The following is a 16,275-nucleotide window of genomic DNA, read 5'->3' as shown; positions in this document are numbered from 1 at the left end:
GGTGTGTGCTCGCTGGTCAGTTGGTCGACGCCTGGCTGGCGCGACTGATCACCTTGTCCACGAAGCCGTACTCGAGGGCCTCCTGGGCGGTGAACCAGCGGTCGCGGTCCGAGTCTGCGACGATGCGCTCGACCGGCTGACCGGTGTGCTGGGCGATCAGCTCGGCCATCTCGTGCTTGGTGCGGGTGAGCATGTCCGCCTGGATCGCGATGTCCGCCGCCGTGCCGCCGACACCCGCCGAGGGCTGGTGCATGAGGATGCGGGCGTGCGGGAGGGCGTGCCGCTTGCCGGGGGTGCCGGCCGAGAGCAGGAACTGGCCCATCGACGCCGCGAGCCCCATGGCGTAGGTGGCCACGTCCGGCTCGATGAGCTGCATCGTGTCGAAGATCGCCATGCCCGCGGTGACCGAGCCGCCGGGCGAGTTGATGTAGAAGGTGATGTCCTTCTCCGGGTCCTCGGCGGCGAGGAGCAGGAGCTGGGCCACGATCTGGTTGGCGATGTTCTCTTCGACCTGCGTGCCCAGCACGATGATCCGCTCGCGGAGCAGGCGCTCGTAGACCGAGTCGTTGAGGTTCATCCCCGAGGCCGCTCGCATCTCGGGCGTCGGGAAAGAGTGCTGCGTCACGTCTGCCTGCCTAACTTTGCCGACTAGCTGTGCCGAAAAAGAGTCTCGTGCCAACGACCTTAACGAAGGCGGGCGGCGTCGACTTCCCGACACCGCCCGCGTTCGCTCAGGGCTTCACTCAGAGGTAGCGGTTTCCTCAGTGGACTCGGCCTTCGGCTCGCCGAACAGCTCGTCGAGGTCGAGGGCGTTGCCGGCGGAGTCCGTGACGGTTGCCTGGCGCACGACCGAGGCCAGCGCCTTGCCGCGGCGGACGTCGGCGAAGATCGCGCCGAGCTGGCCGGACTGCTGGGCCCGCTTGACGTACTCGTCGGGGCTGATGCCGAAGCGCTGGGCCTGGTAGATGATGCGCTCGGTCAGCTCGGCGTCGGTCACGCTCAGCTGCTCGGCGTCGGCGATGGCGTCCAGCACCAGCTGCGTCTTGACGGCCTGCTCGGACGCCTCCAGCACCTCGGCGTCGAATTGCTCCTTGGTCTGGCCCTGCTCGGCCAGCCACTGGGCGAAGCGGGTCTCGTCGTGGTCGAGGGCGTGCACGGCGTCGTGCTCGCGGGCCTCGACCTCGCTCTTGACGACGGCCTCGGGCAGCGGCACCTCGACGCTGGCCAGCAGCGCGTCCAGCACCTTGTCGCGGGCCTGGACGCCCTGCTGCATCTTCTTCACCCGGCCGAGGCGGGTGCGCAGGTCGGCCTTCAGCTCGTCGAGGGTGTCGAACTCGCTCGCGAGCTGGGCGAACTCGTCGTCCAGCTCGGGCAGCTGGCGCTCCTTGACGGAGTTCAGCACCACGGTGACCTCGGCGTCGCGACCCGCGTGGTCGCCGGCGACCAGGGTGGTGGTGAAGGTCCGCGACTCGCCCTCGGACGCGCCGACGAGGGCGTCGTCGATGCCCTCGACGAGCTGGTCGGAGCCGATCTCGTAGGACAGGCCGGCGGTCTTGGCCTCCTCGACCTCCTCGCCGTCCACGGTCGCCGACAGGTCGACCACGACGAAGTCGCCGTTCTCGGCCGGGCGCTTGACGCCGGTCAGCGTGGCGAAGCGGGCGCGCAGCTCGTCGAGCTGGGTGTCCACGTCCTCGTCGGTGACCTCCTGGTCGTCGACGCTGACGGTCAGCTCGCCGAAGGCGGGGACGGCGATCTCGGGGCGGACGTCGACCTCGGCGGTGAACGCCAGGGTGTCGCCGTCGTCGATCTTGGTCACCTCGAAGTCGGGGCGGCCCAGGGTGCGCAGCTCACCGGAGTTCACGGCCTCCAGGTACTTGGCCGGGATGGCCTCCTGGACGACCTCGTCCAGGACGGGCGCGCGGCCGATGCGGCTCTCCAGCACGCGGGCCGGGGCCTTGCCGGGGCGGAAGCCGGGGATGCGGACCTGCTTGGCCAGCTTGCGGTAGGCGCGGTCGAAGTCCGACTTGAGCTCGTCGAACGGCACCTCGACGTTGATCCGGACCCGCGTCGGGCTCAGGTGCTCGACGGTGCTCTTCAACGTGGTCTCCTCGTTGGGGCAGGACGTGCGGAACATCCCGGTGACGCGGTGGTTCGCGCCGGGATTCCGCCTGAGTCTAGGCGGTCCGCCCGGGAGCGCGACGGCCGCACCCCGTCCACGGGGGCGCAAAGGTGCGCCCTACATGCCGCCCGGCGCGCCGCGCGCGCATTGTGACCGCATTCTCGCGGCCACCGGAAAGGCGCGTGGACGTGCCGACCGGAATTCGCGGACGCGGTTCGAATTCCACCCGACGCCGAGCGCGTCGAACGGCTTCGGGTGTTCTTCGGGACTTCTTCGGAGGACCTTCGGCCCCGTCTCAGCAGGCGGCGCCGGCGGACCCGTCCCCGGGGCGGCCGCGGGCGGGCCGCGACCTGCCGGTCCGGCGGGCCGCGCGCAGGGGTAGCGCACCGGCGCCCTCCCGTGTCGTGGCGCGGGGACGCCCCTTCGGCGGCCCACCACGGCGCGTTGTCGCCACCGCGTTCGGAGCACCGGCGTCTCCCCCTGGGCGCTTCGGACGCCCGCGTTGGGCCGTTCGGCGGCTCCGAAGGTCCTTCGACTAGGCCGTTCGAGCGACTGCGGGAGCCGGGAGCACCGGTCCGCGCGTCATCACCGAACGCAGCCTTCCGCGGCTCGTGTAACACGGATGCCGTAGTGCCGACCAACTGTCCGCAACCTCGACCGAAGGGACGTTCGTCACGAAGGGTGAATTGAGGCCGTTCGGAGCAACGCGCGACAGAAAACTTTCACTTGTCGAGATGACTCCACTCGCCGTAGTCCATTAGTGTGGGTTTCAGGTAGCGTGACGCCCGGACCCGCGCGCTGGACCAGGAATAATTCTCGTTGCCGGACGTTCTGGGGGGTCAGCAGCGGACGCAACCGGCGCCGAGAACCGACAGGAACGAGCGAGACAATGTCATCGAGCTCTTTAACCACCTACCAGACAAGGTGCCGATGACCCCATGAGATCCATTCCGCCGCTGCCGAACACCTCCCCGGTGCCGCTCGCGGGTGCACGCAGGTCCGGTGCCCGCGACGTGCCGGGAACACCACCCGTCCAACGGGCAACACCCCTCGCGGTCGAGCGGCGATGGTGATCGATCCCAGGCAGCGTCGGCACGTCGGCGCGGCCGGATCGACTGCCGCCACGCACAGGAGACCACGACGCCGTCCTACACCGGCCTCTCGTGGACCACATTAACGCACCGTTGGGGAGCTCCATGGAGACGCGTCAGCTTTTGGCGTTCACAACTGTGGTTCAAACGGGCAGTTTCACCAAGGCAGCCGCCACGCTGAATTGCTCGCAGCCCACCATCACCACCCGGATAAAGGCGCTCGAAGAAACCCTTGGCGTGCCTTTGTTCCGTCGACTCCCGCGGGGCATCCAGATGACTTCCGCCGGAGTCGAACTGTTGCCGTTCGCGCGCAACATCATCACGTTGACCGACAAAGCGCGGAAAGCGATCACGATGAACGGCGAGCCGCACGGCAAGCTGGTCATCGGTAGCGCGCAGAGCCTGACCGACTACCGGCTGCTACCACTGATCGAGTACATGTGCTGGCGCTACCCGAGCGTCCAGATCTCCCTGCACTCCCGCAACACCCAGGCGAACCTGTCCGCGGTGCGGGAGGGGCGGCTGGACTGCACGTTCTTCATCGGCTCGGTGGAACCGCGCGAGGGCCTGGAGACGACCGTGCTGTGCCCGGAGCCGCTGGTCATGGTCGCCGGTCCCACGCACGCCCTCACCCGCCGTTCGGTGATCACGGAGGACGAGCTGCGCGGCAGCACGCTCATCCGGGCCGAGAACGGCGCGAGCTACTACGAGCAGTTCGAGCAGGCCCTGGGCCTGCACGACGCCGAGTCGAGGTCACCGGTGCTGGCCCTGGACTCGATCGACGCCGCCAAGCGCGCGGTGACGTCCGGCCTGGGGATCTCGCTGGTCCCCGAGGTGACGGTCGCCACCGAGCTGGACGACGGCCGGCTGTGCCGACTGCCGTGGGTCCCGCCCTTCCGGGTCTACACCCAGTTCGCGTGGCGGCAGGACAACTCGACCAACCCGTCGGTGACGGCACTCGTGTCGGCCGCGGCCCAGGTGGTGAGCGAGCAGGTGGCTACTCCGGCGTAGCGACTGGGGAGCCGTTCTTGAGCACCCGATGGCGCGGGTGTGCTCAAGAACGGCCACGTTTCGCGGCGCCGTGCGCGGGTAGCAGGGAGGGCATGACCGTCACCGCAGCCCACCTGCGCGAACTGCTGGCCTCACCGCTGCCGGACTCGGCCCTCGTCCTGCTGGAAGGACGGGTGGAGGTCGTGCAGCAGGACGACCTGGACACGGACGCCTACCGCGGCGCCCTCGTGCTCGTGACGAAGACCGAGCTGCTGGACCGCGGTGTCGGTGACGAGTCGACCGACGCGGAGCTGGAGCAGCAGGCGACGGCGATCCAAACGGCCGTCACCGAGCTGGGCGGCTGAGCCGGTTCTCCGGGGGAGTACGCCGCCTGAGGGGAAGTGCCCTGACCAACCCGAACCCGGGTCGGCCAGGGCGACCGTCGGGGCGACAGGATTTGAACCTGCGACCCCCCGCTCCCAAAGCGGGTGCGCTACCAAACTGCGCCACGCCCCGGTCACCGCAAGCGTATCGCGACCGGCTAAACTAGCCTCGCGCCCACCCCGGTAGGCGCAAGCGGGTGTAGCTCAATGGTAGAGCCCCAGCCTTCCAAGCTGGTCATGCGGGTTCGATTCCCGTCACCCGCTCCAGCCTCTTCTTGCTGGTAGACGACTTGCTGACCGTCCCACGTGGACGGTCTTGTGCTTTCGGGTGATCTTCCGTGCCCCTCGCGTGCCGGACCGCCGACGGGCCGGGGGATGCGGCCGCACCCGCCTCCCTCCGCCGACAGGAACTCGTCGTCTCGTCGTTCAGCCACCGGACGAGGGTGGAGGCGGTTGTGGCGGCACGGCACGCCGTCAGTCCACATCGGACCATCGCGGTGCTCGTGCCGCCGGTTGGCGGCAGGTGATCGGGGGAGCGCTCGTCGACGTGCCGAACGGCCTACGGGTCGCACATGATGGAACCATGCGACTCGATCAGCTCGTCGTGGATTGCCGGCATCCCGGAGCGCTCGTGCGGTTCTGGGCGGCGTTGCTCGGGGGTGACGCCGTCGACCGGTCCTCCGGGTGGTCGCACGTCGTGCCGCCCGGTTGGCCGCGCATCGCCTTCCAGCCCGTGCCCGAGGACAAGGTCGTCAAGAACCGGCTCCACCTCGACATCGCGGTCGACGACATCGGCGAGGCCACGCGCCGTGCCGTGGAACTGGGTGCGGCCCGCCAGGGGGATGTGCAGACCGACGAGGCCGGCAGCTTCCAGGTGTTGACCGACCCCGAGGGGAACGAGTTCTGCTTCGTGACCGCATGAGGGCACGGGCCTCGCCGGTCACCTGCCGGGGCCGTCACCTGCCGTAGGCGGTGACCGCCCGCCACAGGGCTTCGCCGAACCTGACCGCCAGGAACACCATGAGCACGCCGACAGCGACGGTCACCAGGCATCTCAGGATCAGCGACAGGTTGCGCACCCGGACAGTGTCCTCCCCGAGGTGCCCGTTCACCGCAGTTTGCGGTGAACCGCGCCGGAACGGGGCCGACCGGGCTACACCGTCACGCCGGCTACCGCCTCGCGCAGCGCGCGCACCGCCGCCACGTCGCCCTCGACCGACAGCGCCGACTCGTCCCCGCGTCCCCACAGCCACAGGTCGACGTCGGACGCCGCGCCGCTCACCACGGCGTCCGGGGTGGCACCGGAGCAGAAGTCGACGATCCCGGGGTGCAGGGCGACGGTCCACTCGCGGCCGGGGACGCGCAGCGCCACGGCTCGGCCGGACGTGTGCGCGCGGGGTGGTTGGTGGCAGCCGAGCCACAACCTCAGCACCTCGTCCACGCCGTCCGCGGCCAACGCCTGTTCCAGCGGCGCGGCCCGGCCGTTGGCGGCTTGCACGTCCACCCGGTGCACTGCCGTCTCGTGGGCCATGCGGCGCAACCAGAAGCCGAGGGTCTGGTCCCACGGGCACCACGTGGGCGCGGGCGCCGTGGCACGTGCCGGGTCGAGGACGGCCAGCAGCGCCGCCGCGCCGGTCCGGTAGCGGTCCACCAGGTCGTCGGCCGGGGCGGTGTCGGCGGAGTCGACGTCGGCCGGGTCGGGACCGTCCGGCGCCGGCTCGGTGGACGGGCGCGCGCCGCCGGTCACCCAGCGCGTCACGTGCCGGTGGACCGTCGTCACGTGCTCGACCAGGTCCCGCACTGTCATCCCGGGGCACGCGGGCACCGGGTCCTCCAGGCGGGTCGGGTCGACCGCGTCGGCCAGGGCCGTCACCTCGGCGCGGAGTGCGAGGGCCAACGCGTGCGGGTTCAACTCCTGCCGGTCCACGGGTGCAGCATCGCCGATCACGACCGCCCACCGCGACCCTCAATCGGTTCGCGCGTCGGCGACGACCGGCGTATGAACGTGGTCATGGCGCTCACCGTTCGTACCCTGACCGCGGCCGACCTGCCGCGTTTCCAGCGCATGGTCGACTCGGCGTTCCAGTCCGACACCGTCGACGCGGAGCGGTGGCGCCGCCTCTTCGAACCCGAGCGCCACCACGCCGTGTTCGACGGGGAGGAACTGGTCGGCGGCGGTGGCATCCAGTCCCGCGAGGTCACGGTGCCGGGTGCGGGGCCGGTCCCGGTGGCGGCGGTGACGGCGGTGGGCGTGAAGCCGGGTCACCGCAGGCGCGGGGTCCTCACCCGGGTCATGACGGCCCAGCTGCACGGCCTGCACGAGGAGGGCCGGGAGGCGGTCGCGGCGCTGTGGGCGTCGGAGGCGGGCATCTACGGCCGGTTCGGCTACGGGCTCGCGGCGGAGTTCACGCGGCTGTCGGTGCCGCGCGGCGCGGCGTTCCGCGCGGACGTCCGCACCGGGGACGCCAGGGTGCGCGAGGTGGAGCGCGACGAGGCGATGCCGGCGCTCAAGGCCCTCTACGAGGAGCTGCGCCCCGGCCGCACGGGCTGGTTGAGCCGCGTGGACGCCAACTGGGAGCACCAACTGGCCGACGAGGAGCGCGACCGCGGCGGCCTCACCGCCTACCGGTACGTGCTGCACCCCGACGGGTACGCGGTGTACCGGGTCAAGGGCGACTGGCAGGAGCGCGGCCCGCGCAACGAGGTGCACGTGCGCGAGATCGCCGCCCGCACCACCGAGGCGTACGCCTCCCTGTACCGCTACCTGCTGGACCTCGACATGGTGGGTGAGCTGAAGTTCTACACCGCCTCCGACGACCCGGTCACGCACCTGCTGGCCGATCCCCGGTCGGCGCTGCGCGGCCGGTCGGACTCGCTGTGGGTGCGCCTGGTGGACGTGGACCGCGCGCTCGCCGCCCGCCGCTACTCCTCGGACGTCGACGTGGTGCTGGAGGTCGAGGACGACTTCTGCCCGTGGAACGCGGGTCGTGTCAGGTTCACCGTGAAGAGCGGGAAGGCCACTCTCGAACGGGTGACGGACGAGCCGGACGTGCGGCTGACCGCGCAGGCGTTGGGCGCTGCCTACCTCGGCGGCACGAGGCTGGCCACGCTCGCCCGCGCCCAGCAGGTGCACGAGGTCGTGCCGGGTGCCGTGACCGCCCTGTCGCACGCCTTCCTGGGTGATCACGAGCCGCACTGCCCCGAGGTCTTCTAGGCCCTTCGGGAACCCACACCGGTCACCGTGCGTTGTCGTGGCACAGGCACCGGGAGGGTTGATGGGCACCGGGATCGTGCTGCTCGTGCTGCTGGTTCTCGTCGTGGGCGCCGGCTGGTACTACGCGAAGACGGCCGCCGCGAGGCGGCAGCGGGAGTTGGAGGACGCCCAGGCCGACGCGCGGCGCTGGGTGGAGCGGCTCGGCGGCCAGGTGATGAACCTGACCGGCACGGACGTGGCCTCGCAGCAGGCGATGGCGGACGCCTCGGAGCGGTTCACCGCGGCCGGGTCGCAGATGGAGCAGGCCCGCACCGTGGAGCAGTGCCGGCTGGTGACGCAGACCGCGATGGAGGGCCTGTACTACGTGCGGGCCGCGCGCACCGCGATGGGCATCGACCCGGGTCCCGAACTGCCCGACCTCACCGGTCAGGGCCGCGCGGGCAAGGTGTCGGAGAACCGCGACGTCGAGGTGGAGGGCCACCGCTACGTGGCCTCGCCGCAGCCCGGTTCGCGCACGCCGCACTACTACCCCGGTGGCATGGTGGCCGGTCGGCCGGTGCCGCAGGGCTGGTACTCGGAGCCGTGGTGGAAGCCGGCGCTGGTCGCGGGCGCCTGGGGCGTGGGCTCGATGCTGCTGTTCAGCGCGATGTTCTCGGGCATGGCGGGCGTCGCCTACGCGGACGGGTTCGCCGACGGTCAGGCGGCCGACGGCGGTGACGGTGGCGACGGCGGCGGTGACGCCGGTGGTGACGCGGGCGGTGACTTCGGCGGCAGCGACTTCGGCGGCGACTTCGGCGGGTTCGACTTCTAGGGCACCCCGGCCGGCGCCCTACCCGTTGCGGCGGGTCAGGGCGTCGGCCAGCGCCTTGCGCACCGAGCCGTCGCCGACCGACGCGAGGTAGTCGGCGAACTTGAGGCTCGGGGCCCCGGTGCCGCGCGACACGACGGCCGCCAGGTGCACGAGCACCTTCGGCGAGCTGTCCACGCGCACGAGGTCGCCGCCCAGGCCGACGGCGAGGCGTTCGTCGACCTGCGCCACGGCCGCCGCCAGGTCCGCGAGCTGCACGCCCAGGTCGAACGACGGCCGCTCGCCCGACGCCAGCCGGTCGGTCCCGCGCCGCACCACGGCCGCCACGTCGTCCACGACGCGCGGCAGCGCGCGCTTGTCCAGCGCGAACGCCAGCTGCCAGTCGAAGTACTCGGTGTCGGCGATCCGCACGAGCGCCCGCAGCGCGCCCACCCGTTCGTCCTCGGTGCCCTTGGGGCCGGCGAAGTCCTCGCCCAGCCCGACCGCGCGGGCCAGGTGCGCGAACGTCTCGTCCACCGAATAGCGCCGGTCGACCAGCTCACCGCGCCACGGGGCGGCGTCCGGGTCGGCCGCCGCGTCCACCACGGCCCGGTAGCCGTCGAGCTCGCCCCACGTGGCCAGCGCGCAGCACGCCAGGAACCGCTCGTAGGGCGCGCCGGTGGCCAGCACCCGGCGCAGCGGTTCGACCCGCGCGGTGTACCGGTCGTCGTCGAACGCGGCGTTGATCACCTCGTCCGGGTCGCCCACCGGGTGCCCGTCGAAGTCCGTGTAGAGCAGTTCCCTGACCCGGCTGTCCACCTCAGACATCGTATGGCCCCTGGATGTACTCGGCCGGGACCGTGCCCTTGATCAGCCACTCGCCGTCGCGACGGGTGTTGAGCAGGCCCTGGAGGCGGCTGATGATCGACTCGGTCTTCCCCTTGGACAACCCCAGGTCCTCGGCGAACTTCCGCACCTGGTCGGGGGTGGCGTCGTGCGGCAGGGTCACGTCGACGGCGCGCCCGGCGAGCCGGTCCACCTCGCCCTGGAGCGACGCCTCCACCTTGGCGGGCGGCAGGATCTCCACGTCGGTGACCTTGCCCGCGTCGATGTCGGCCTGGAGCCGCTCGTGGTCGAGGCGGACCTCCTTGTTGCCGTACAGCTTGGCGTCCGCGCCCTCGACGCTGAACGAGGTGTACGGGCTGTCCGCCTTGGCGGCCTTGTCCTTGCCGCCCAGCACGTGCTGCCACGGCTCGGTCTTGCCGTGCGGGTTGGCGGGCACCAGGTTGCCGTCGGCGTCGAGGTGCGACTTGCGGATGCCGCCGCTGTTGACGGTGTTCGGGAAGTGGTCGTCACGCCGGATGATCTTCGGCCCGGAACCACCGCCACCACCGCCCGGCACCGGGGTCGCGGGCGGTGCGGTCGTGGAGGACGGCGTGGTCGTGCCGCCGGACGGTCCGTGCGCCACCGGGGGCGGGGTCACCGGCGCGCTCGACGGCGAGGTGGTCCCGGACGGGGTCGTGCCGCCGGGCGGCGCGTGCGTCACGGGCGGCGCGGACACGGGGGCACCGGACGGCGTGGTCGTGCCGGCGGGCGTCGTGGTCGCGGGCGGGGTGTGCGTCGGCGGCGGCGCGGACACGGTCGGTCCCGACGTGCTCGACGGCGCGGTCGTCCCGGACGGCGTGGTCCCACCCCGCGGCTTCACGTCGGGCGAACCGGGCAGCGTCACGGGGTCGGGCGTGCGCGGCGCACCGGGCGCGTCCGCCCGCTTCAGCGCCCGGAGGCCCTTCTTGATCGCCTCCCAGATCTCCCCGAGCCGGTTCATCAGCGGCCGGAGCCTGCCGACCGACCGGACCAGTTTCGTGATCACGTCGGAGATCCGGTTGACCCACTTGGCGATGATCGCCACGGCGGAGGCCACCACGTGCGGCGTGGCGAAGCCGAGTGTCACGGCCTCCTCGGCCAGCCACTGCGGGATGCGGGCGACGAGCGTGGCCACGCACTCGGCGACGAGGTCGCGCACGATGCCGCGCACCGTCCCGACCAGCACGCCGACGACCTGCACGACCGTGCCGACGGTGGCGGAGCACCCGGCCGCCGCGGTGATGTGCTCGGCCTGCTCGGCGACCGACCGGCGGTAAGCGTCGGCCGCGGCGCCCGTCCAGCCGGCCGTGCCGCGGCCGACCTCGGAGGTCAGCACCTCGTGCGCCCGGCCGACGGACTGGGACACGTTCTGCCACGTCGTGGCGTACGCGGCGATCTGGTCGGCGTCGCCCGCCAGCCAGTTCAGGGCGTCGCGCAGCGGCCCGACGTGCTCGATGATCCACGAGACGGCGTACTGGAGCAGGGTGCCCAGCGGGTCGAGGGCGAGCGAGAGCATCTCCAGGCCGGTGCCGGCGAACCCGAGGCCGCCCTCGACCCAGGACCCGGACGACACGCCGTTGTAGAGATCGGCCGCGGACTCGGCGATGCCGATCCCGGTGTAACCGGTGGTGGAGTCGCGGCGTTCCGCCACCAGCGGGTTGTTCACGCCGCACCGCCCGCGAACGCGGAGGCGTTGCCCCGGTCGACGTCCTCGTAGTCGTCGGCCGCGCCGCGCACGGAGGCGATGGTGTCGCCGACGGACGTCACGCACTCGCTCAGCGACTCGATGCCCGCGCCGCTCACGAACGACACGATCGGCGGGAACATCGTGCAGATCTTCCCGTACGCCTCACCGGACATGCTGACCTGGCGGGCCGCGTCCAGCGCCTGGTTGAGCTGGTCCTCCACCCCGCGCAACCGGTCCGCGTGCCCGCGCAGCTCCTCGACCGGGACCTCGTAACCGCTCACGTTCCGCCCCTCAAGCACTCGATGCCCCTCACTCGGTGACCGAGGGGCCTTCCCAGTCGTCGTCGTCCTGAACGGGTCGCCGCGTGGACGGCGGCGGTGGTGCGGTCGGACGGACCTGGTCCGCCCAGGGCGGGGTGTCCGACGGTGGTTCGGGGAAGCGTTGGCGGTACGACGAGACCAGCGCGTCGGCGGTTCCCGGTTCCCGGATGCCGACCGCGCTCACCACGTCGGAGACCGCGCCGGCGATTCGGGATTGCGCACGGCGCATGGTCGTCAGGATGGTCGTGGCGAGCTGCGCGCCGCCGGACGCCCGTTCGCTGATCTCCAGGGTCTGCACGGCCCCGGTGGCGTCCACGGTGAGCCGCACCAGGCCGTCGCGGGACACCTCGGTGATGCTCACCCCGGCGACCTGCCTGCTCACCTCCTGGTACTTCTCGGCCTTGGCCGTCACGCCCGCCGCCCAGCGGGCGATCTCCTGCTCCGTGCGCACCTCGTCGCCACCGAACACGGGATCGGTCACCGCACGCCCCCTCCATCTCCTGCGTGACAGGATCGTGCGGGGACGGTATTCCGTTAGCGCGCCGGCTGGCAGCGGGGGCACCAGTAGAGGTTGCGGCCGGCGAGTTCGGCGGCGGCCACGGGCGTGCCGCACAGCAGGCACGGCTGCCCGGTGCGCCGGTACACGTAGACCTCGCCGCCGTGCCGGTCCTCGCGCGGCGCGCGGCCGGTGACCTCGGGCAGGTGCTCGGGCCGCACGGTGTCGATCCGGCCGACCTTCACGCCGGCGCGCATGAGCACGACGAGGTCGAGCCACATGTCGTCCCACAGCGCCTTGTCCAGGCCGCGGCCTGGGACGTAGGGGTTGAGGCCGTGCCGGAACAGCACCTCGGCGCGGTAGACGTTGCCCACACCCGCGAGCACGGACTGGTCCATCAGCAGCACGGCGATCGACTGGCGGGACCCGGAGACCTTCGCCCACGCCAGGTCGGGCTTCGCGTCGCGCCGCAGCGGGTCGGGGCCGAGGCGGGCGTGCAGGGCGGCGACCTCGTCGTCGGTCAGCACCTCGCACCGGGTGGGCCCGCGCAGGTCGGTCCAGTGCGTGGGGCCGACCACCCGCATCCGCACCTGGCCGACGGGCTCGGTCACCGGGTGCGGCGACTCGGTGAACCCGCCGTACAGGCCGAGGTGGACGTGCACGGTCGCGTCCGGCCCGTAGACGTGCAGCAGGTGCTTGCCGTGGGCCTCGGCGCGCTCGAACAGCCTGCCGTCGACCGCGGACGCGGCGAACCTGCCCTGCGGGCTGGACACCCGCACGACCGAACCGGCGTAGCGGCGCCGGTGCAGGCGGGCGAGGCGGTGCAGGGTGTGGCCTTCAGGCACGGAACGGGACCACCGGGTTCAGGTAGAGGCGGACGAGCTGCCGGGAGTCGCGGCGCAGCAGGCGGCGGGCGGGTTCGACGGCGCGCTCGGGGGCGTGCGCGGCCAGCACCGAGCACAGCGCGGCGAGCTGCGCGTTCCGGTCGAAGTCCGGTTCGTCGGTCCGGTCGAGGCCTCGGTCCAGCACGGCGGCGAGCGCGTCGGCGGTGCCCGGCTCGTCGGCGGCGTACCGCAGCGGCCAGCCGAAGAACACCTCGTCACCGAGGCCGATCAGGGCGTTCACGGCGGCGAGCCGCGCGGCCGACGAGGTGAACCGGCGGCCCTCGGCGACCGCGCCCGCCAGCTCCGGGAACGTGCCGTCGCGGTCCTCGGCGACCAGGGTGTTGAACCACGGCGAGCGCCGACCGGCCTCGGCGATGCCCTCCACCACCGGGTAGACCGGGTCATGGCCCCACGACGCGAGCGCCACCACCGCCAGGTAGCGGTGGTGGCGCCGCGCCGAGTCGTCGGTGACGACGGCGCGCAGGCCCGGTACCCGTTCGAGGTAGCGGGGTTCGTCGAACGCAGCCTCGATCACGGTCCGCGGCTCGGTCAGGTAGGTGCCGCCGAGGTCGCGGAACAGCAGCTCGCGGATCATCAGGGCAGGGCGGGGGCTTCGCCGGTCCGCTCGTAGTCGGCGAGGATGCCGATGCGGCGGGCGTGCCGCTCCTGCCCGGAGAACGGGGTGGCCAGGAACGCCTCGACGATCGCGAACGCCTCCTCGGTGGTGTGCATCCGCGCCCCGATGCCCATCAGCTGGGCGTCGTTGTGCTCGCGGGCGAGCTTCGCGGTCTCCACGCTGTAGGCGAGCGCGGCGCGGGCGCCGGGCACCTTGTTGGCGGCGATCTGCTCGCCGTTGCCGGAACCGCCGATCACGATGCCCAGGCTGCCGGGTTCGGCGACGACCCTGGTGGCCGCCTCGATGCAGAACGGCGGGTAGTCGTCCTCCGCGTCGTACACCGCCGGGCCGACGTCCACGACGTCGTGGCCTGCGTCGCTGAGGTGCTTGGCGAGGGCGGTCTTCAACTCGAAGCCCGCGTGGTCCGATCCCAGATAAACGCGCACGTCAGGAAGTCTGCCATCCTCGGTGGGGTGTTCGGTCAAGAGGGTTGCCGGCTCCGGCTGGAGTGGGGCGGCGAGGGGATCGCCGCGCTCGGAGGGCGGTGCGCGGTGCTGGTCGTGGTGGACGTGCTGTCGTTCACCACGGCGACGGACGTGGTGGTGGCGCGGGGCGGTTCGGTGCGGCCGGTGCGGTGGGTGGACCGGGAGCGGGCGGTCCGACCGGTCGACCCGTCGTGGTCGTTGCGGCCGTCGTCGCTGGTGGGGGTGCCGGCCGGGGTGGAGTTGGAGCTGCCGTCGCCCAACGGCGCCACGCTGTGCGCGATGGCGGCGGACACCGGGTCGATCGTGCTGGCGGCGTGCCTGCGCAACGCGCGTGCGGTCGCGGGGGCGGCGTTGTCGTTGACGGGCGGCGGGCCGATCGGCGTGGTGCCGGCCGGTGAGCGCTGGGGGATCGACGTCAACAGCCCCCGGACGGCGGCGTTCGGACCGCTCCGCCCGGCCGTCGAGGACCTGCTGGGCGCGGGGGCGGTGGTGTCCTCGCTGCTCGACCACGGCTCCGCGTCGGTCGAGGCGGGGATGGCGGCCGAGGCGTACCGGCGGACGTCCGTGGCCGACGCGGTGGCGGGGTGCGTGTCGGGGCGCGAGCTGATCGCCGCCGGGCACGCCGCCGACGTGGCCCTGGCCTGCGAGGTCGACGTGAGCACCGCCGTCCCCCGCCTGGTCGACGGCGTCCTCCGCCCCACCTGACCCGCGCGAGTCGTAACCCCAGGCCGCGGGAGTCCAACGTCCAGGGCGCGCGAGTCGTACGTTGAGGGCGCGCGAGTCCAACGTCCAGGACCCCTGAGTTCTACGCTCAGGACCGCTTACCTACTCGCGAGTGTAGAACTCACCGGGTCCGAGCGTTGGACTCTCGCGGCCTGGACGTACGACTCGCGCGGCCTGGGGGGACGACTCGCGCGGGCTGGGGGGACGACTCGCGGTCAGCGTTGGATGGACTTCAGTTCGGTGAACTCGGCCAGGCCGTGGGGGCCGAACTCGCGGCCGTTGCCGGACTGGCGGTAGCCGCCGAACGGGGCGCTGGTGTTGAACGCGGCGCCGTTGATGTCGACCTGGCCGGTGCGGAGGCGACGGGCGACGGCGAGGGCGCGGTCGGGGTCCGCGGAGAAGACCGCGCCGCCCAGGCCGTAGATGGTGGAGTTGGCGATGCGGACGGCGTCGTCCTCGTCGCGGTAGGGCATGACCGACAGGACCGGACCGAAGATCTCCTCCTGGGCGATCGACATGTCGGGTGCCACGTGGCCGAAGACGGTGGGTGCGACGTGGTGGCCCCGTTCGGTGGGGCGGTCCGGGCCGCCCAGGGCGAGCTTCGCGCCCTCGGCGATGCCGGCGCGGATGTGGGCGACCACGCGGTCGCGCTGGGCGGCGGAGACGGCCGGGCCCAGGCGGGTGGCGGGGAGCGCGGGGTCGCCCGGCTCGTACTTCGCGGCGGCGGCCGCGGCGACCTCCAGGGCCTCGTCGTGCCGGTCGGCGGGCACCAGGAGCCTGGTCCACGCGCTGCACGCCTGGCCGTTGTTCATGAACGCGTTGGCCACGCCGATCTTCACCGCGCGGCTCAGGTCGGCGTCGTCCAGCACGACGTTCGCGGACTTGCCGCCCAGTTCGAGGGCGACCCGCTTGACGGTCTCGGCGGCCAGCGCGGACACCCGGCGGCCGGCGCGGGTGGACCCGGTGAACGACACCATGTCCACCATCGGGTGCGCCGCGAGCGCCTCCCCGACCACCGGACCCGTCCCGTGGACGAGGGAGAACACGCCTTCGGGCACGCCCGCGCCGTGCAGCACCTCGCTCAGCAGGTCGGCGGTGAACGGCGCCAGCTCGCTCGGCTTGAGCACGACGGTGTTGCCCGCGGCGAGGGCGGGCACGACCTTGGCGACCATCTGCTGCAACGGGAAGTTCCACGGCGTGATGGCCGCGACGACGCCGACCGGCTCGCGCAGCACGAGCGAGTTGCCGATCTCCTCACCGTCGAAATAACCACTCGAAAGTGTCGTCTCGATGCCGCGGACGATGCCGATCGGATTCGGGACCTGCACCTTCGAGGCGAACGTGATGGGCGTGCCCATCTCCGCGGTCATCGTGGAAGCCAGCTCGTCCGCCCGTGCCGCCAGCCCGTCGGCCACGGCCCGCACGACCGCGAGCCGGTCGGCCACGGACGTCGCCGCCCACCTGGGGAACGCGGCGACCGCCCTGGTCACGGCGGTGTCGACGTCACCGGCGGTGCCCGCGCGGACGGTGCCGACGACTTCTTCGGTGGTCGGGTTGACGACCTCGATCACTGCGACTCCCGGACGACGGTGTGACACTCCACGAAGAAAACAGCC

General features: G+C 72.2%; 18 protein-coding genes, 2 tRNA genes and 1 pseudogene. 8 read left to right on the top strand and 13 right to left on the bottom strand.

Annotated features, from left to right (window positions below):
• Positions 1–16: 16 nt before the first annotated feature.
• Complete coding sequence (locus J2S66_RS35135) at positions 17–625, bottom strand: ATP-dependent Clp protease proteolytic subunit (protein ID WP_310313566.1); 609 nt, start codon at positions 623–625, stop codon at positions 17–19.
• 114 nt (positions 626–739) lie between these two features.
• Positions 740–2,098: a trigger factor gene (tig, locus tag J2S66_RS35130; protein WP_310313562.1), complete on the bottom strand. Its 1,359-nt coding sequence runs from the start codon at positions 2,096–2,098 to the stop codon at positions 740–742.
• A gap of 1,217 nt (positions 2,099–3,315) precedes the next feature.
• Here tig and J2S66_RS35125 point away from each other — a divergent pair.
• From J2S66_RS35125 to J2S66_RS35115, 3 genes and pseudogenes are all read left to right on the top strand, one after another.
• A pseudogene (locus tag J2S66_RS35125) lies at positions 3,316–3,486 on the top strand (LysR family transcriptional regulator); the annotation flags it as partial.
• A 48-nt stretch (positions 3,487–3,534) separates the two neighbouring features.
• Positions 3,535–4,221 (top strand): substrate-binding domain-containing protein, encoded by a 687-nt coding sequence (locus J2S66_RS35120; RefSeq protein ID WP_310315330.1) that lies wholly within the window; start codon positions 3,535–3,537, stop codon positions 4,219–4,221.
• A gap of 92 nt (positions 4,222–4,313) precedes the next feature.
• Complete coding sequence (locus tag J2S66_RS35115) at positions 4,314–4,565, top strand: hypothetical protein (RefSeq protein WP_310313559.1); 252 nt, start codon at positions 4,314–4,316, stop codon at positions 4,563–4,565.
• Positions 4,566–4,642: 77 nt separating this feature from the next.
• Here the strand turns inward: J2S66_RS35115 and J2S66_RS35110 are convergent.
• Positions 4,643–4,716 (bottom strand) — tRNA-Pro (locus tag J2S66_RS35110).
• A gap of 60 nt (positions 4,717–4,776) precedes the next feature.
• Here J2S66_RS35110 and J2S66_RS35105 point away from each other — a divergent pair.
• Together J2S66_RS35105 and J2S66_RS35100 are read left to right on the top strand one after the other, a co-directional pair.
• Positions 4,777–4,850, top strand: a tRNA-Gly gene (locus J2S66_RS35105).
• A gap of 316 nt (positions 4,851–5,166) precedes the next feature.
• Positions 5,167–5,505 (top strand): VOC family protein, encoded by a 339-nt coding sequence (locus J2S66_RS35100; RefSeq protein ID WP_310313556.1) that lies wholly within the window; start codon positions 5,167–5,169, stop codon positions 5,503–5,505.
• A gap of 34 nt (positions 5,506–5,539) precedes the next feature.
• Here J2S66_RS35100 and J2S66_RS35095 read toward each other — a convergent pair whose 3' ends face one another.
• Complete coding sequence (locus J2S66_RS35095; RefSeq protein ID WP_310313553.1) at positions 5,540–5,662, bottom strand: hypothetical protein; 123 nt, start codon at positions 5,660–5,662, stop codon at positions 5,540–5,542.
• A 74-nt stretch (positions 5,663–5,736) separates the two neighbouring features.
• Positions 5,737–6,510: a maleylpyruvate isomerase family mycothiol-dependent enzyme gene (locus J2S66_RS35090; RefSeq protein WP_310313550.1), complete on the bottom strand. Its 774-nt coding sequence runs from the start codon at positions 6,508–6,510 to the stop codon at positions 5,737–5,739.
• Positions 6,511–6,594: 84 nt separating this feature from the next.
• Between J2S66_RS35090 and J2S66_RS35085 the strand changes: the two genes are divergently transcribed.
• Complete coding sequence (locus J2S66_RS35085) at positions 6,595–7,797, top strand: GNAT family N-acetyltransferase (protein ID WP_310313548.1); 1,203 nt, start codon at positions 6,595–6,597, stop codon at positions 7,795–7,797.
• A gap of 61 nt (positions 7,798–7,858) precedes the next feature.
• Positions 7,859–8,608, top strand: coding sequence for a hypothetical protein (locus J2S66_RS35080; RefSeq protein ID WP_310313544.1), 750 nt, complete (start codon positions 7,859–7,861; stop codon positions 8,606–8,608).
• Positions 8,609–8,626: 18 nt separating this feature from the next.
• Here J2S66_RS35080 and J2S66_RS35075 read toward each other — a convergent pair whose 3' ends face one another.
• Genes J2S66_RS35075 through J2S66_RS35045 form a run of 7 tightly spaced genes read right to left on the bottom strand, consistent with a single transcriptional unit; the run spans position 8,627 to position 13,897 of the window.
• On the bottom strand, positions 8,627–9,403 hold the full coding sequence (locus J2S66_RS35075) for a hypothetical protein (protein WP_310313541.1): 777 nt from the start codon (positions 9,401–9,403) through the stop codon (positions 8,627–8,629).
• Between the two features lies 1 nt (position 9,404).
• Positions 9,405–11,114, bottom strand: coding sequence for a WXG100 family type VII secretion target (locus J2S66_RS35070; protein WP_310313537.1), 1,710 nt, complete (start codon positions 11,112–11,114; stop codon positions 9,405–9,407).
• A complete protein-coding gene (locus J2S66_RS35065; RefSeq protein WP_306749074.1) occupies positions 11,111–11,416 on the bottom strand; it encodes a type VII secretion target in 306 nt (101 codons plus the stop codon). Before J2S66_RS35065 ends, J2S66_RS35070 begins: the two co-directional genes overlap by 4 nt.
• Positions 11,417–11,444: 28 nt before the next feature.
• Entirely contained in the window at positions 11,445–11,936 is a 492-nt protein-coding gene (locus J2S66_RS35060; RefSeq protein WP_310313531.1) for a YbaB/EbfC family nucleoid-associated protein, read from the bottom strand.
• A 53-nt stretch (positions 11,937–11,989) separates the two neighbouring features.
• A complete protein-coding gene (locus J2S66_RS35055) occupies positions 11,990–12,796 on the bottom strand; it encodes an Fpg/Nei family DNA glycosylase (protein ID WP_310313529.1) in 807 nt (268 codons plus the stop codon).
• Complete coding sequence (locus J2S66_RS35050; protein WP_310313527.1) at positions 12,789–13,430, bottom strand: hypothetical protein; 642 nt, start codon at positions 13,428–13,430, stop codon at positions 12,789–12,791. Before J2S66_RS35050 ends, J2S66_RS35055 begins: the two co-directional genes overlap by 8 nt.
• Positions 13,430–13,897, bottom strand: a complete 468-nt coding sequence (locus J2S66_RS35045; protein ID WP_310313524.1) for a ribose-5-phosphate isomerase — start codon at positions 13,895–13,897, stop codon at positions 13,430–13,432. Before J2S66_RS35045 ends, J2S66_RS35050 begins: the two co-directional genes overlap by 1 nt.
• A 27-nt stretch (positions 13,898–13,924) precedes the next feature.
• On the opposite strand from J2S66_RS35045, the gene J2S66_RS35040 reads away from it, so the two are divergent.
• On the top strand, positions 13,925–14,641 hold the full coding sequence (locus tag J2S66_RS35040; protein ID WP_310313521.1) for a 2-phosphosulfolactate phosphatase: 717 nt from the start codon (positions 13,925–13,927) through the stop codon (positions 14,639–14,641).
• A 233-nt stretch (positions 14,642–14,874) separates the two neighbouring features.
• On the opposite strand, the gene J2S66_RS35035 is transcribed toward J2S66_RS35040, so the two are convergent.
• Positions 14,875–16,230 carry an aldehyde dehydrogenase family protein gene (locus J2S66_RS35035; RefSeq protein ID WP_310313518.1) on the bottom strand — a complete coding sequence of 452 codons (1,356 nt, stop codon included), beginning with the start codon at positions 16,228–16,230 and terminating at the stop codon, positions 14,875–14,877.
• Between the last annotated feature and the right edge of the window lie 45 nt (positions 16,231–16,275).

This window comes from Saccharothrix longispora (assembly GCF_031455225.1).
In the GTDB taxonomy this organism is placed as follows: domain Bacteria; phylum Actinomycetota; class Actinomycetes; order Mycobacteriales; family Pseudonocardiaceae; genus Actinosynnema; species Actinosynnema longispora.
This window is presented reverse-complemented; position numbering and strand designations above follow the sequence as displayed.